Here is a 15,460-nt window from a genome sequence, read left to right on the forward strand (position 1 = left end):
AGAAGTTTTATCTCTCTGTGGTTGGGATTATATCCTTGAAGCTATATTAAGTGCAACTTCATAGTAAATTGGTATAAGGGTATTTTATATAGAGAAGGCAAAAATACTGTATTTAAAGCTAGTTAACTATTTGAGCGGAAAGGACGATCGAGAAAATGGCTATGGGGTTTGGACTTTAACTTAGAAGTGATATCGTAGTATCGGTAGATAGTAGATTTCCGGCTGTCAAACAACTTGAGAATTGAATCAATGACAATTTCTGTAACTATCGGGTTAAAGTCGGAAATAAAGTCCTCGGCATTTAGATTTTCTTGAAAAAATTCCTTGGCTCGATCGCACTGATAGCGCATTTCGTCAAAGCCAACAATTTTTACCACAAACGTTGTCAGGGGCGAACTCTCCAAATCGGTATTAGAGGTGCTTTTAGCCCGCCCATTTTCTAATAAATTCAAGACTTCCGCTTCTAAACTAATTTTAGGTTGATAAGGTTTGTCTATTTCGGGAAAAAAGCTTTCTAGGCGCACGCAGTTAGGAGCCTGCTCCGGAATTCCTCCCATCATCATCGCCAGAGAAACCTCAATCCCCAAATCCGAAGAAAGAGCTTCTAGTAGGGCTAGGGCAGACAGTTTGCACCCCAAATAAAGCTTCGCAATTTTGAGATTGTACTTAGCAGTGGTTTCCCAGCGCTGATATGTGCGATCGTCTGGATATCCCTCAAACTGCCGGAAAATTATTTCTGGCTTGAGATAATTCAGAAAACCTTCCATCTTGAGCAAAGCAACTCGGTAGTCGCGAATCGTGTAAAAACCGCAGCAGATGAGATTGTGATTGGTTTCCGGCAGTAAATTCCAGGTATTTGCCAAAAAATGGGCTGAACTATGGTGAGCAAAACTCATCACATCCCGGTTAGAAATTCGCACAGCTTTTTTGACCGTTTCCCGCATTTCCTCATCAGTCAAACTGAGGTTAAATCGGCTATTTATTGCTTGCAAGCGGTCATAAAGGCGCTGGCTGACTGTTACTCCCGACTCGGCGGCGCGAAACGGAATGGTTGCTTCAATGCAGCCTGCAATTTGAAGCAATTGCTCGCGTTTGAGAAATGGTTCTAGAGCTTTTGCTGCTACGACAGCGCTGAGAAATTCGTTTTGTCCGGCGAAAGGATTGAGGACTTCGCCCGGTACAAAATTGAATACCAGCATTACCATCTCGAAGATAGCATCCGCCGGCAGTTCAAATTGATCTCTAATTTGTAGCTGTTTGTTAACCTCTTTTGCAACAGGAGTGATGTAGTAGCTGACGTTAAAGTTAATGCTGCGATCGACTTGCACGTAGACGGTATCGTGAAATAAAGCTGCCAAAACCTCGATCGCATCTTCATCTCCCCCCACCTCAAAAATATGTTCGGGAGTGTGAAAAAACCGCCAGGGCCCCATCATCGGCTGAACAATCAGTTCGGCAATCCGAGCGACTTCACTTGGTTCGACTTTTGCTTCCAGGCGATCGAGCGCCCAAATCAGCCTTTCTAAGCACTGTAAGTAGGCTTGTTTGCTATCCATCACAGTCTTTCCCAGTAACATTGCTGTCAGTCGATTTTAGATGTTAAATTTTAGATTTTAGATTTACTCTACAGATGAATCTGGAAGCTGGAACCTAAGTCTCAAATTTTTAGATCTCCACGACTGGAGTCGGCGGCTTGTATCCGTTTTTGGGCGAGTTCACGTCATCACCCTGCTGTTAGTTTAAATTTTTACTAGATGATGTTCCCCTTTTTGGAGTTGGGATTTTCGAGCTTTTTGTTGAATACTTTAGCTGCCATTTAGGAGGCAAAGAATTAGTTAAAATCCACTTAATTTCCGGTAGCTGACCTCCCCTGTTTTCCTAGTCTAATTAGCACAAAATATGACAAGTAAATTACATAGATTGCTAAACCTATCAGACCCAACAATCCCAAAAATTGAGGGTTTGCCGTAGGGTGAAACATTTGTTTGTAGAGCCAAGGTGGGTCTAACCAAACGCGGCAAAAAGGTTCGTCAATTATCTGAATTTGAGATTTAAAGGCACAGCTTAAGAACGGAAGTTGAGCTAGTGCGCCCAAACCGCTGTAAACAGTAATCGCCCACCGCCAAGCTGTAAAAGCCAGTTTCAGGGGCGACTGCGGTCGATCGGCAATTTCTTCGTTTAAATCCTCCCAAAACCACAGACTAGCAGGAATTAAGGCCCTCCCAATCACCGACGATACAAAGCTCACAGGCAGCGCAGCCATCATCAGGTAAAGTGTAATTGCCAGCAAACTCGCCACCCGCCAATAAATAATCGACAAACGGACGATCGCCTCAGCTTTTGCCACAACAGCCCAAATCAGCACTACCAGCGGGATCGAAATTGTTAATAACACAGACAACCGGTAATCCATCCAGACTAGCGGTTGAAACCAAGGCCCGGTGGCTGCCAATAAAAGACTCAACATCTTTGGGAAAATATACTCACTTATTTGTCACAAATTTTACTACAAAAATGCTAAAAAATCAGCAACCAGAACACGGTCTTAATGTTTCAGTTACTGCTATTTTTTCTAAGGTACTTGGCGCGCTTTGAAGGGTACTTGAGACGCAATAGACGGCAATATGCTTGGATTAAAACTGTTTATTCCTCAAATCTCGCCTTCCCATCCCCCTAACCAAGGCGCGCCAGAGCAAATTATTGTCCCCCTTGGTTCGGGGAGTGGGGAGAAGCTGCCTGATTTTAACCGTATTGGGATAGATGGCAAATCTCGCCACTATTTCAAGGCTTAACCCCTAAAATAAAATTCTCCCGCGCCAAAAGTTAGATTTCGGCGCGGGAGGGAAGGGATAGAGCTAAATGGCTCGTTTATTCCTCGTAGATGCGGCACTCAGCAGCGTCAGGATTGTCGTCGCAAAATTTTTCAAAAGAATTCTTAGGCTTGACTTGCTTTTGGTGGGAAGCTTCTGCTTGCAGTTCTTCAACTGCGTCCCACGCCGCCGCGCATTCCCCGGAAGTGGCGCCCTTGAGGTCACAGACGGTACGAGCGCTTTCTAGTTCTTCTTCAATTTTTTCTTGGATGTTGCCTGCGGGTGTTGTTGTCATAAAGCTTGTTGGTATGAATGTGTAGGAGAATATGGTGGTCCCCGACCTATTTCTAGGTAATGTTAGCACGCGCCTTTGTTTAGTGAGCTTGTTCGGCTAACGGCACGTCCTTAACCCAAATAAAGATGTTTAACCGTTAACGACAGAGCAAGGGACTAGCTAAGCAGCAGCTTGGTGTCATAACTCAAAAAACGTAGACTTCTAAAGTCTTAGGCTAGTCAAGAGTGGTTTAAGTCTTAGGCTAGAAGCCCAGTGTCTTTAGACCTGGTTCGTTGACCTTATTAAGTAAGAAAGGTTTTCTTTTTGGATGTTAGTTTGGGTTGGATTTGCTGTTTCGGTCTGGCGACTCCAGCTCATAATAGCTTGAGATGCGCTGCTGTTGCAGCAGCCCAGATAGAAACCATCCATAACTGCGATCGCAGCCCGTCTCTACTTCCTGCTTTACTCTACCCCGTGGGCGGGGGAAGAGTCCACAGGCATCAATGTAGGTCGAGCTGACCTTACTTTTGATGAAAACATTACACGAGGTTGGTGTGTCAAACTGTATTGAGCTTTATCTTTTAAGATTTAGCTGAACACGGCATTTAACACACAACAGATTAATGGGACTCTCATGTTAACTTATGTTAACACAACAACGGCAATCGAGGGGGAATCGATCGCCCCAGAAAACCGAGAAGGCCAGCGGCCAGTTCCGGTTAGCGTAATGTATAGAGATAGTTTTATAGAGAAGTTTGCCTTATGTACACCCAAAACCAAATGCAATGGGTCAGCGCTTTATCAACCCGTCCGTCTTTGGAATCCGCGCTCAAAGAAGTTATAGAACAAGCCGATCGCGACCTAGAAGGCCCGGCCGATTTAGCGCTGATATTTATCTCATCTGCCTTTGCCAGCGAGTATTCTCGGCTGATGCCTTTACTCCGAGAACTGCTGCCAGTACCCGCGATCCTAGGTTGTGGCGGGGGAGGAGTCATCGGCACGAACCGGGGCGGCCTCACCGAAGAAGTCGAGGGATCTCCCGCAGTCAGCCTCAGTCTGGCGCGCTTGCCGGGAGTGAATGTCAGAACTTTTCACGTCGGTGCAGAAGAACTGCCGGACTTAGATAGTCCCCCGGATACTTGGGTGGATCTCTTGGGCGTACCGGCCCTGGAAGAACCGCAGTTTATCATCTTGGCCGACCCCTTTTCGGCAAAAATTAACGATTTGCTACAAGGGCTAGATTATGCCTATCCGGGTGCGGCGAAGGTAGGGGGACTCGCCGGGGGGGACGGTGCGGGCAGAGGCGCGGCGCTGTTTTGCGACTATCAGCTTTACCGAGAAGGGACGGTTGGGGTAGCTTTGAGCGGCAATATAGTTTTGGAAACGATCGTAGCTCAAGGCTGCAGGCCGATCGGGCATCCTTATCGGGTGACGGAAGGAGATCGCAATATTTTGCTGAAACTCGAAGAACAAACCGATGATATCGGCAGCGGGGGCATCGAGCGATCGCCCTTAGAGGCCTTGCGAGAGTTAGTTCAAACTTTGAGCGAAGAAGACCGAGAATTAGCTCAGCACTCGTTATTTGTAGGCTTAGTCAGCGATGAATTCAAGCTGACATTAGAGCCGGGAGATTTTTTAATCCGCAATCTGTTGGGAGTAGATCCGAAAGTCGGGGCAATAGCGATCGGCGATCGAGTCCGTCCCGGACAGCGCATCCAATTTCACCTGCGGGACGCGCGCACCTCCGCAGAAGACCTAGAAATGCTGTTGGATCGCTATCAGCGGGCTGCCGAGTACAGCGGTACATCTAGCGCCGGCGCCTTAATGTTCTCTTGTCTGGGGCGCGGCGAAGGGCTTTACGGCCAGTCGAACTTTGACTCCCGACTGTTTGGCCGATACCTCAAAAACATCCCCCTGAGCGGCTTTTTCTGCAACGGCGAAATCGGCCCCGTCGGCGGCAGCACATTTCTGCACGGCTACACATCCGTATTCGGGATTTGCCGCCAAAATTCATAATTGGTGAACTGATGAGTGTCAACTGTTGACTGATGAGTGTTAACTGTTGACAATCTAAAATCTAAAATCTAAAATCTAAAATCTAGCCACTGATGACCAATAAATAAAAGCGGCAGTCGCCTGCCGCTTTTAGCTGTAACTAGATGTCTGGAAACCTTAGAAACTAAAGGTAGTACGGAGGAGTCCGACCCAGATATCGTCGTTATTGTTGTTGTGTTCAGGATTCAGAATCACGTAAACACCCGGTGTCACCGAAATAAAGTCATTGACTTGGAAGCGATAGAAACCCTCTAAGTGATAAGAGGTGTCGCGGTTTCTGGCGACATCACTTTCAGTAACTTTTGGCGGTACACCAAAGACGAAGCCGAGGACGTTGCCTTGTCGGGCAAAATCTCCCAGGGCCACAGTTATAGCACCATTCTGGATGGTAGCGTCATTGTTGCCACCCCGCAGTTGTTCAGCCTTCGTATAACCGTACCAACCGCCAATCTGAAAGCGACTGCTGGGTTTGAAGTTAACTTGCACGCCATAGTTATCTGATGCGGTGGGTGATTGATCGAAGGGCCGATTAGCCAACAAACTGCCGACGCCACCCATGAGGTTAACATCGCCTGCCCGATTGTATTTCCGGGTGTAAGTCAAGCCCAAGTCAAACGGTCTGCTAAAAAAGCCGATCTGACCCAGAGCGCTGAAAGAACCGTCGAAAACGCCCCTGCCGTCTGCGGGGTTGGGAGCATCGCCGTCGCCTGCGAGATAGCCCGCGGTAGCTCGTAAGCTGCCCAAGTTGAAACTCACACTTGCGCCTGCTCCCTGCGGGCCGCGGAATACGGCCGGGTTGCGAACTCCAAATCTGGAAAGTGAACCGTTACTCGTAGAGTTACCAAAGGTAGAAGCCTGGTCTGCAATTTCATCTAGGTCAAGTCCTTTAGGACCGACAAAGACTGTAGCTTTACCCATCGGGAAACGATAGTACAGTTCGTCTAGTGTGAAATTGCTGTTCTCAGCTCCGTCAAACGCTAGGCGAGCCATGTTAGTACCCGTAGCGGTTGCTGCTGAGTAGTTGGCGACATTGAGGGCTTGCAAGCGGGTTCTGAGCAAGTCTCGACCGGTGAAGCTGGTATTGAAGTTCAACCGCACCCGGTACCCGAAGTTGGTGACTGTTCTATCGTCCTCAAGGCTGACACCATCTCCGACGAAGGTGTCGCTGACAGCAAAAATGGCTTCTCCAGCCAGTTTGGTTGTGGTAGAGAACTGGTTGGCTTCGAGTTCGGCGGTGCGGGCTTCTAGGCCGTCTACTCGTCCGCGCAGGGTAGCAAGTTCGGCCGCAAATTCTTCTTGCAGGCGCTGCAGGATAGCTAAGTCGTCTCGGGTAACTAAGTTACCTGTTGACCCAATTAGCTGGGTTATCTGGTCTAAACAAGCGTTGACGCCGGCTGCAAATTCGTAGCGAGTCAGGGCGCGGTTGCCGCGGTAGGTGCCGTCGGGATAACCTACGATACAATTGTAGCGTTCGACTAGGGATTGCAGGGCTTGGAATGCCCAATCTGTCGGTCGCACGTCGGAGAGCTGAGTGACTGATGTCACCTGGGACATGGTTCCGGACGGTTGGGCCGGCAGCGCTTGGGGAGCGACAGGGACGATGGGGCCGCCCATTCCGGCGGGTACTGTCTGAGCAATTTCTACCTTAGTAGCTGGGGTAGTAACTGGGGTAGTAGCTGGGGTGCTGGCGACTGCTGGCACTTCAATTGTCCGAGGGGCATCTGTGTGGCTGCTTTGTACTGCCAAGTCTGATGCTTGGGGCGACGGTTCGGCTGTGCCTGCTGCTGCTAGGGGTTCAGCCGCTGCTGCTGCGCTGGCAGGAGCGATTGGGGCTGCTAAGTCGATGTCGCTCCCTGTTGTTTGCAGTGTTGTTTGCACTGCTGCTTCGCTGGTTTCTGGTTTGATTGAGGCGAGTTTTTCAGCGTCTGCTTCGTTAACAACCGGGGTTTGGGCCGCTTCGACGCTGCTGTTTAAAGCCAGGTTTTCTGGGGCAGCAGGGGCTGCTGCAACTGGTTCTGCAACTATTTCTCCAACTATTTCTGCAATTTTTGACTCAGATGACTGAGCTGTAGCTAGCTGGTTGGCTTCAGCGGTTGCGGTCACTTCTGCGGCGATCGCAGCGGTACTCATGACTGATGATAGCCCCAGAATTGCCGGGGATACTAGCAGTAAATTCCAAAAAGTTCTGTTCATTTTCCTCACACCTTCACACTCTATTCAACTCGACGAGCAGCAATTCCCAACTGCTAATTTTTGTGGTTGCTTGCCTGTTGACAATAAATGCCAAAATAGAACATATCCATAACTGTTGATTCACAGTAGGCGTGTCTACTTCTGCTTGAACGTAGGGGCCCAGCCCTTATACCGCCCCGGCATCAATTCAGGTCAAGCCCACATTACATTACAGTTGATTATACCATCACGTGCTAATTTCATGTCTCGATCGCCAGATTTGCTTAAGTTGCTCTGTAGGCGATCGACAACTGGTTCTACAGGTTCGACCACAATCTGCCTCTAACTGACAACTGCCCAGAGTCCTCGGTTATGCCAGACTTAACAGACAGTTATAGGTAGGATTGTGGCTGCTTGTCGCATCCCTTATACAGCTTTATATCCTATAATGTCAAGCTTTTTAACCTCACTTTAAACCTCGCGACCCGGCAGGGGCTATTTTCCCGCCATGAGTGGGGAACTGAGACCTAAAGGCTGGTAGATTTACCCGATCCAAACCAAAGTTCAGGCTTGACCAATTTTGGTTTTTTGATGCCCGCTGCCGTCGGGACTTGCCAGGGCGATCGCCCTTTTTGAGACGGGCCGTCGGCGGATTTAATTTCCCGTTACTCTAACACAATTTTTTTGCGGTCTGGCAGCCGCAGCCGACTGAATCTCTGTTAGCTGAAATTATAGTTTTGTGGCCTCGGTGTCTTGCGTTTGACAACCAGTTATTTTTTTGGCACAGCCTCGGGATATCAAAGCACATTTTCTCTGTAATTTATGCCACTGCCAAAGTATCCATTTATTCTCCGGGCATCCTGGACGCATCAACCGGGTTTTAGGAACGCAAATACTTGCTTTTAGGCGATCGCTCGAAGTTAAAAAACCGAGTTTATGAGAGTAAGGACTGCATCCAAGACGGTTTTAATTTGCTAAGAACACAAGTAAATGTCGGCAGTTATGGGAGGGCGATCGAACAACCTATATATTGGGCAATGCACTCGCTCTTTCTATGGTATGTTAAATTGATGCGTACCATCTATATTTTTTTTACACCATCTCTGACTGGGATGAAAACACAACTGCGGCTGTTAGTAGTGGTATTATTGCTATTAGGATTTTTCTTTCGCTTCGTCAACATCGACAAAAAGTTTTATTGGTACGATGAAGCATTTACTTCCCTGCGGATTTCTGGATACACGCAAACAGAAGTCCTTCATGAAATAAGCAGCGGTCAGTTAGTAGCAGCCCAAGATTTGATGAAATATCAGCGCCTGAATGCGACAAAAAATTTTGGCGATACTGTTAAAAGTCTGGCCATAGAAGAACCTCAACTGCCACCACTATATTTTCTGGCAGTCAAGTGTTGGGCAAAACTATTCGGTGATTCTCCTGCGGCGATAAGAAGTTTCTCAGTTTGGATGAGTTTGTTAGCGTTTCCTGCCCTGTACTGGCTGTGCCGAGAATTGTTTGCATCGCCGGAAGTTGCGTGGATAGCCGTGGGATTGCTAGCAGTTTCTCCCTTGCACGTGCTTTACGCTCAAGAAGCACGTCCTTACAGTTTGTGGCCGGCGCTGATTTTGCTTTCTTGTGCGTCTCTGCTACGAGCAATGCGGCTGCCAACAAAGCTGAGTTGGAGCATTTACGCAGTAGCAAATATTCTGGGATTTTATACTCATTTATTTAGCTTGTTAGTTGCGTTCGGACACGGAATTTATCTAGTAGGAATTCAAGGTTTTACGTTGAATAAAAAGCTAGTGAGTTACTCGATCGCAATTGCCGTGTCGTTGCTAGCATTTCTGCCTTGGATGGTAATTTTACTGATAAATAAAAGCGCAGCATCCGGGGCGACAAGTTGGGCAAATCTAGAAAGTCAGAGGCTATCTTTAGTTAAGAATTGGACCGGAAATATCGGTCGCGTTTTTTTTGATTTGGGGCTAAGTTCTAGTGCTATATCGATATATTTTATTGCTTTAATGGCAGCTACTTTAATTTTAGTGGCAATCGTAGGGTATGCAGTTTATTTTCTGTGTTCGGAGACGAGCAAGCAGGTTTGGCTGTTTGTGGTGACGATGATGGCGGTGACAGCACTGGCACTCGTGCTGCCGGATGTTATATTGGGAGGAATCCGATCGACTAAAGCTCGCTACCTATTTCCGACTTATCTGGGGATGCAAATCGCTGTTGCTTACCTGTTAGCGACTAAAATTACCGCGCTGGGCGTGCCAAGCTGGAAACGGCAAATGTGGAAAGTTTTGACAGTTGTACTGTTAACGGGCGGCTTGCTGTCGAATGCCGTTAGTTCTCAAGCCGAGACTTGGTGGACTAAGGAATGGGGCCGGGAAAATCCCGAAATTGCTCGCACGATCGATCGTTCTCCAAAGCCGCTGCTTGTCAGTGATATCTCGGAAGTCAGTCTGGGAAATATACTGTCAATGAGTCATTTGTTAGAACCGAAAATGCGGCTGCAATTGGTGTTGCTTGACCCGGAAGCGCGGCGTCGAACTCAGTTGTTTGACAGACCAACTATACCAAATATTCCTAGTGGCTTTAGCGATGTTTTTGTCTACGGGCGATCGCAGAAGTTTAGTGCTAAGCTGGCGAAAATGCAAAAATTGAAAATCGAGCTGCTTTCAGAACAAAAAACCGAAAAGCTGTGGGTAGGCAAGTTAGTAAAATAGTGAGGGTTTATGGAAGACTTTGGTATTATTATTGCCTGCTGCGACCAAGATTACCTGTTTGCTAAGGGTTGCTGTGCTAGTATCCGATATTTCCTGGGAGATGTGCCGATTTGTCTGTTGATAGACGGTACGTTTTCTGTGAGTGCTTTGGAAAAGTCCTATGGGGTACGAGTGATCGATCGCACAACCGTGTCTGAAGAGGTTCTCAGGAAAAGAAGTTTTGGTTGGGGAAAAACTAAAATGATTGCTTTCTGGGAAAGTCCTTGGTCAAATTTTATGGTTTTGGATGCCGATACGATCGTCTGGGGCGATATTCTCAAATTGGCTAATTTTCAAGAATTTGATTTTATTGTAGACCAACCTTGTCAGGAAAATTCAGATGCAGATGTTTCAAAATTTTTCTTTGACATTCCGGGCGTTGAAAAGCATTTCCCCAGTTTTAGCTGGTCGAAATATCGAGCAAATTATTTCTGCACTGGTACTTTTTTTGCAAAACGCGGCGTTTTTAGCTTGGAAGAATACGTAGAAATTTTAGATTTTACGGCGGCAAATCCGGGGATATTTAAGTACGGAGAAATGGGGTTTTTGAACTTTATGATTTTCCGGGCGGCGCAAGAAAATCGGCTGCGGGTGCAGAGTGTGGATATGCAGTTGTTGGTGCCGGATTTTGACCAGGATTGGGTGAAGAAGCGCTTTCCGATGGAGTCAAGCGGGCCTGGGGGCGATCGCACTCAGGCGACGGTGATTCACTGGTGCGGGCCGAAGCCAACTTTATCGAGTGGTAAAGTTTACTCGGAACCGATGAATTTTTGTCGCCGCAAGTGTGAGGAGGATGTTTGGAACCGCACGGGTTTGGCTGCCGAAATGTCGCTGCAAGTTGAGGATTTACAGCGATCGATCTACGTGTATAAGAATAAGTTTAAGAAGAAGTTTCGGCAGTTGACTGGTAAGTAGATTAGGACTGGGGCGCGCGAGAAAGGGGAAATATTCCTCGATTTCTCGCCGCTATATCCAGAGTTTTCTAAGAGTCTTTTGTCAAGAGGCTTTTTTTACCGCAGATGTCAGCGGATCAACGCGGATGCACGCGGATTTTGGCTACCCATCCAGGGGTAAAGTTGGCCCGGCTGGGGGCAAAACTTGGCGGTGAACGCTTACTTTATGACTTTCCCGCTGAGTTTGCATTTCGACGGCGATCGCCTCAAATTCGACTTCCATGCAGCCGTAAGGAATCTCTAACTCGACACTTGCTCGGACTTTTCCCAAGCCGTTAGATGTAAATTCTGTAATCCAGCGCGGCCCGTCCAGAATCAGGTAGGTTTGTCGATCGTACACCCAAACTTTCACATAAATCCGGGGCATTAATTCCGGTAGTTGCACTTGCACTTTTACAGCCTGGCCCGCGATAATTTCGGCCCGCGGCAATTCCAAAATCGGCATCGGTACTAACTCGTCTTCTGGCAAAACGTAGGGAGTCGAGGGAGTGTCTTCTGCAGCGACAGTTCTGGTTTTTTGAGCAACTTGTTTCGGTTGTGGGGGTTCGTCAAAAACCACAAATTCTCTGGCTTCCGGGCTAGTGGATTTGGGGTCGGAAATTGTTTGGGTGGTTTCGGGTTGCTGCTGGGTTCCGCTGCTTTCTTCCACAACGGCAATTTCGTCGCTGGTATTTGCTGCGGGTGTTCGAGTTGGTGACAGGGTGGTTGCTTTGAGCCAGTCGGGGGATTCGCCGTTGCTGGCTAAAGAACTCAATCGCGACCAAAATCGCCTTTCGACGTTTAAGGTTTGAAATGCCTGTTTTGTGGGTGCTGGCTGCGTTTCTGGGGCTTTTTTTTCTAATTCGACGTTGTTTTCTTCTGGTTTTTGGTCGATCGCGTCGGTTTCCGCTGTTTGAGGGGGAGTTGGGATGTCTGAGGGTTTGGTTTGTGGGTCGCTCGACTCTGCGACCGTTCGAGGCGAATTGGAGATTTCCGACAGCAATTGCGCTCGGCTGCTGTCGGGCAGTTTGTTACCAAATGCGGGCAGTTCTAGACCGCCTGCACTTGGAGTGTGACGCGAAGCCAGTAGGGGAGGTAAGGCTTCAGTAGTTGGGGCTTCGGCAGGGGAGGGAGGGTCTAAGGATTTTTCTACTAGCTTGAGGAAGGATATATTTTTAGCGCTTCCAGAGGGTTTTGAGGCTGTTGGGGAAGGTTCAGCTTGATGCTTTTCTTCGATGAAATTGTCTTTAATTTCCTGTAGAAGGTGCTCTAAACGAGCTGTAATTGTGAATAGTTTGGTGGCTAGGGTGACGCCGCCGCTGCTAAGAATTGCTTCTCCTAAAATGAGGCGACTTTTGCATTCGGTTGGGATGTAGGTGACGCAGGCAAAGATGCAGGGGGGAACTTGTTCTGGCATTGGCTGCTGGATTTCTGCGAGAATTTTTGAGGTTTGGGGGTCGCGCAGGTAAATTTGCAGTTGTGCTGAACCGATGAGTTGTTTGAGTTCTAGTGCTTCGGATTCGGCGATGAGAGTTGCTGTTTTTCTGGTTTTTTGGGGGGGTTGGGGAATGTCGATTTTGCCGGAAATGATTAAGGGGCGACCGAGTTGGGTGACGAAGGTTTCTCGATCGAGGACGAGTTCGAGTTTGACGCCCGGTTTAGGTTCGGGGGTTTGGGGAATTGGGAATTGGTAAATTTTGGTTTGCTGCGGTGCTGAATCGGCTGCTGCGATTTGGGTTGGTGCGGGGCGATCGACCGGTGCTGCAATTTGTGGGGCTGCGCGATCGATCGGTGCTGCAATTTGTGGGGCTGCGCGATCGACCGGTGCTGCAATTTGTGGGGCTGCGGGGGAAGCTGCGGGTTCGGTTTGGTCGATCGGCGGTAGGGGTTCGGAGGTTTCAGATTCTGCGGGCAATACTTCCAACTGAACCCCGTACTGCCAAGGTTTTAATGGTGTTGCTTTGGGATCTGGCAAGCAGGAGAGTTCCCACAGTCCGGGTTTTAGCCTGGTGTAGGGAATGATCACGACTAATCCTTCGGGGTTGGTGCGGGCCGAGCGGCTTTGGACTTTCCGCTGCGCCCCTGGGTCGAAGGAGGTATGGGTAACGCGAATTTCGATGTCGGTGTTGGGGTGCTGAATGCGAGCAACAACACGGTATTTACCTTCTAGAATTTCCACGTCGGAGGTTTCTAGGGGCAACCAGGCGCGATCGCCTTCTTTTTGTAGCAAAAATTCTAATTTTTTCATTTTAGTTTCCCCTTGAAGGCTCCCGCTTGATTCGTCACAGCTTGGCAGCGGGCTGTTGAGCGACAGCTACAGGCATTGAATTACTTTATGTTTTATAGCCTATCATCACTCTCGGTCAAGAGGCCCACTTACCAAGGACTGCCGATAATGCTGAAAGCTGCCCAGTAGTAAGGATGGGATAAATCTTTGCTGTCGAGTTTCGAGATGGACGGGGGCAAGGGAGTTTCGCCCCGGGAACTTCGCAGTTGACCGCGTTCGATCGTCACTTTGCCTTCTATCGCACCAATTTGTGCTTGCCGGAGAGCTTCAGCTTTAATGATTGGAGGGTCGTTTGGCCTGCTGATTTTTAACTGCTGGTAAAACTCTGTCATCAGGGCGAGAGTCCCCGCATCGCTGACGTACCACAAGCTGGCGAGGGCTGATTTTGCTCCTGATTGCAGCGCTAAGCCGGCAAATCCGAGTTCTGCTTCTTTGTCTCCCAAAGCGGTTCTGCAGGCGCTTAATACTAACAGTTCAAGAGGCGGATTGTTCCATTTTAAATCTCTCATTTGATCGAGGCGCAGTTGGGTGTCCCAAAATTGAATGTAGGAGTTATTTGGGGTTCCGGGGCGGAATTCGGCGTGGGTGGCAAGGTGGATGATCCCGTATTTGTGTTGCAGTCGCTGGGATTGCAAGTTTACTATGGTGAAATCTTCGTTGAGAAAGGATTGACCGGGCCACTGTCGGGCGATCGCGCCCAATTCTAACGGCACTGCTGGCAGCGGTTCTTTGTTCGCCGTTTCTGCGAAATCTGATGCGCCCATTGCTAGAACTTGCACGTTTCTGAGGTCGGTGTAATTGCTGTCTGTGAGTTTGAATGCGGGGATGCGGGCAAGGCTGTATTTTTGGATCAGAAATTGCTGTCCGTCGTGCATTGCTGCTAGGGGTACGGTTCGCAAACCTTCGCCGACGCAGAAAAGCAAGGTTTCAATTTTTGCTGTTTGCAAATCTGTTTCTAGGGGTGCAACTATCCATTTGTAGAGTTGTTGGGCTGGTTCTAGATAGGTGGTGGTGTTGAGTTTTACGGGGTTGGTGATTTCGCTACTGAATTCTTTGACTACTGAGAGCAGTTTTTCTTGTTTGGCTTCCGGGACGCTGCGGTGAATAGGCGGGCGATCGGGCAATATTAAGATTAATTCTAGTTGGTCGGTGCGGGGGATAGCGTAAATTAAAGCAGGTTTTTTCTTTGTTTGAACTGCTAGGCGGGAGAGAGTTTTTGATATTGCTTCGGCGGTTTTTGCACGGGTTCCAAAGTCTTGTTCAAAGTATGTTTGATAGTCTTCTTCCCAGCTTTCTTCGATTCTGGTTACGGCTTCGGTGAGGTTGCCCCGATCGAGTAAATTTCTCATTTCTTGCCCGTTAAGCCCGCCCTGGCCTGTGTTTTGGGCAATTGTAGCGAGGTTCGCGGTACTCCAGCAGAAAAATATTGCTATCAAACAGTAAAAAATAGCTTTTTTAATTTTTTTCTGAGTCGTGTGTTTTTGGCGTTGCTGCTGGGATTGGTAGTGCATGATTTTGGGGCGGTTAAGGGCGCCGTTGGCGGCAGCAGTTGGCAAAAGTTGGGATGTGGGTGGGAATTTTGACTGTGCTGGCGATCGCCGGATGATTATAGCATTCAAGACCAACCGCAAATATCTACCGTAGGGTGTGGATACCAGCAGGAACAGAGTTCCCACACTAAGAAATTCGCGATTTATGTAAAAGTTTGTAAATTATGCAGGGGTTTTGCATAAACAGGACTTACACAAAAACCCGGTTTCTTCAAGTAAGTCCTATTTTTTACCTAGCAGCCAGGTGCATTTAACTGAGATGTTGCACCATTATCAATAATCCTTTTATGAACAGACTTTCCGGCCTGTTCCACAAAAAATTGATCTCTTGTGGAATGGGCCCCAGAGCCCGTTCTTAAGAATGGTGCAAGATGTGAGTTTAAGCGGCATTACCTCTACGGGCGTCTTTGACTTTTTGTGGCACATCCGCACTTCTCAAGTTGAATCGGGTTTGCTCTTGTTGTTGAATGAGGAATATCATGAACCGAGCGACCCTATATTGAGTGATTTCAGTAGATATATTCTCTGTATTTACTGGTTTTAAAATAGTTGAGTCTTTTCGCGTAAACTTACTTAAACATCGACTGATTAATTGTTTAGCCTCGGAGATATTTCCAG

10 protein-coding genes are annotated in these 15,460 nt (G+C 48.0%); 4 read left to right on the top strand and 6 right to left on the bottom strand.

Annotated features, from left to right (window positions below):
* Positions 1-122 precede the first annotated feature (122 nt).
* From QUA27_RS20840 to QUA27_RS20850, 3 genes are all read right to left on the bottom strand, one after another.
* Complete coding sequence (locus QUA27_RS20840; protein ID WP_333070125.1) at positions 123-1,577, bottom strand: hypothetical protein; 1,455 nt, start codon at positions 1,575-1,577, stop codon at positions 123-125.
* A 269-nt stretch (positions 1,578-1,846) separates the two neighbouring features.
* Positions 1,847-2,467: a DUF3177 family protein gene (locus QUA27_RS20845; protein ID WP_333070126.1), complete on the bottom strand. Its 621-nt coding sequence runs from the start codon at positions 2,465-2,467 to the stop codon at positions 1,847-1,849.
* A gap of 401 nt (positions 2,468-2,868) precedes the next feature.
* Entirely contained in the window at positions 2,869-3,105 is a 237-nt protein-coding gene (locus QUA27_RS20850; protein ID WP_190662788.1) for a Calvin cycle protein CP12, read from the bottom strand.
* A gap of 741 nt (positions 3,106-3,846) precedes the next feature.
* Here QUA27_RS20850 and QUA27_RS20855 point away from each other — a divergent pair.
* Positions 3,847-5,100 carry an FIST signal transduction protein gene (locus QUA27_RS20855; RefSeq protein ID WP_333070127.1) on the top strand — a complete coding sequence of 418 codons (1,254 nt, stop codon included), beginning with the start codon at positions 3,847-3,849 and terminating at the stop codon, positions 5,098-5,100.
* Positions 5,101-5,256: 156 nt separating this feature from the next.
* Here QUA27_RS20855 and QUA27_RS20860 read toward each other — a convergent pair whose 3' ends face one another.
* On the bottom strand, positions 5,257-7,332 hold the full coding sequence (locus QUA27_RS20860) for an iron uptake porin (RefSeq protein WP_333070128.1): 2,076 nt from the start codon (positions 7,330-7,332) through the stop codon (positions 5,257-5,259).
* Between the two features lie 875 nt (positions 7,333-8,207).
* Here QUA27_RS20860 and QUA27_RS20865 point away from each other — a divergent pair.
* Both QUA27_RS20865 and QUA27_RS20870 read left to right on the top strand, forming a co-directional pair.
* Complete coding sequence (locus tag QUA27_RS20865) at positions 8,208-10,034, top strand: glycosyltransferase family 39 protein (RefSeq protein ID WP_333070129.1); 1,827 nt, start codon at positions 8,208-8,210, stop codon at positions 10,032-10,034.
* Positions 10,035-10,043: 9 nt separating this feature from the next.
* Positions 10,044-10,988, top strand: a complete 945-nt coding sequence (locus tag QUA27_RS20870) for a hypothetical protein (RefSeq protein WP_333070130.1) — start codon at positions 10,044-10,046, stop codon at positions 10,986-10,988.
* A 141-nt stretch (positions 10,989-11,129) separates the two neighbouring features.
* On the opposite strand, the gene QUA27_RS20875 is transcribed toward QUA27_RS20870, so the two are convergent.
* Complete coding sequence (locus QUA27_RS20875) at positions 11,130-13,253, bottom strand: hypothetical protein (RefSeq protein ID WP_333070131.1); 2,124 nt, start codon at positions 13,251-13,253, stop codon at positions 11,130-11,132.
* 128 nt (positions 13,254-13,381) lie between these two features.
* The gene (locus tag QUA27_RS20880) at positions 13,382-14,953 is read right to left on the bottom strand and encodes a CHAT domain-containing protein (protein WP_445251531.1); all 1,572 of its coding nucleotides are present in this window, start codon (positions 14,951-14,953) and stop codon (positions 13,382-13,384) included.
* 250 nt (positions 14,954-15,203) lie between these two features.
* Here QUA27_RS20880 and QUA27_RS20885 point away from each other — a divergent pair, with 250 nt between their 5' ends.
* On the top strand, positions 15,204-15,386 hold the full coding sequence (locus tag QUA27_RS20885) for a hypothetical protein (RefSeq protein WP_333070133.1): 183 nt from the start codon (positions 15,204-15,206) through the stop codon (positions 15,384-15,386).
* Positions 15,387-15,460 lie beyond the last annotated feature (74 nt).

Source organism: Microcoleus harperi Pol14_C6, from assembly GCF_036701295.1.
Taxonomy (GTDB): Bacteria; Cyanobacteriota; Cyanobacteriia; order Cyanobacteriales; family Microcoleaceae; genus Microcoleus.

Bases quoted from the DNA above. Each gene is read 5' to 3' on its own strand.
- QUA27_RS20855 (WP_333070127.1), top strand. From the start codon at position 3,847: ATGTACACCCAAAACCAAATGCAATGGGTCAGCGCTTTATCAACCCGT.
- QUA27_RS20845 (WP_333070126.1), bottom strand. From the start codon at position 2,467: ATGTTGAGTCTTTTATTGGCAGCCACCGGGCCTTGGTTTCAACCGCTA.
- QUA27_RS20875 (WP_333070131.1), bottom strand. From the start codon at position 13,253: ATGAAAAAATTAGAATTTTTGCTACAAAAAGAAGGCGATCGCGCCTGG.
- QUA27_RS20860 (WP_333070128.1), bottom strand. From the start codon at position 7,332: ATGAACAGAACTTTTTGGAATTTACTGCTAGTATCCCCGGCAATTCTG.
- QUA27_RS20840 (WP_333070125.1), bottom strand. From the start codon at position 1,577: ATGTTACTGGGAAAGACTGTGATGGATAGCAAACAAGCCTACTTACAG.
- QUA27_RS20850 (WP_190662788.1), bottom strand. From the start codon at position 3,105: ATGACAACAACACCCGCAGGCAACATCCAAGAAAAAATTGAAGAAGAA.
- QUA27_RS20870 (WP_333070130.1), top strand. From the start codon at position 10,044: ATGGAAGACTTTGGTATTATTATTGCCTGCTGCGACCAAGATTACCTG.
- QUA27_RS20885 (WP_333070133.1), top strand. From the start codon at position 15,204: ATGGTGCAAGATGTGAGTTTAAGCGGCATTACCTCTACGGGCGTCTTT.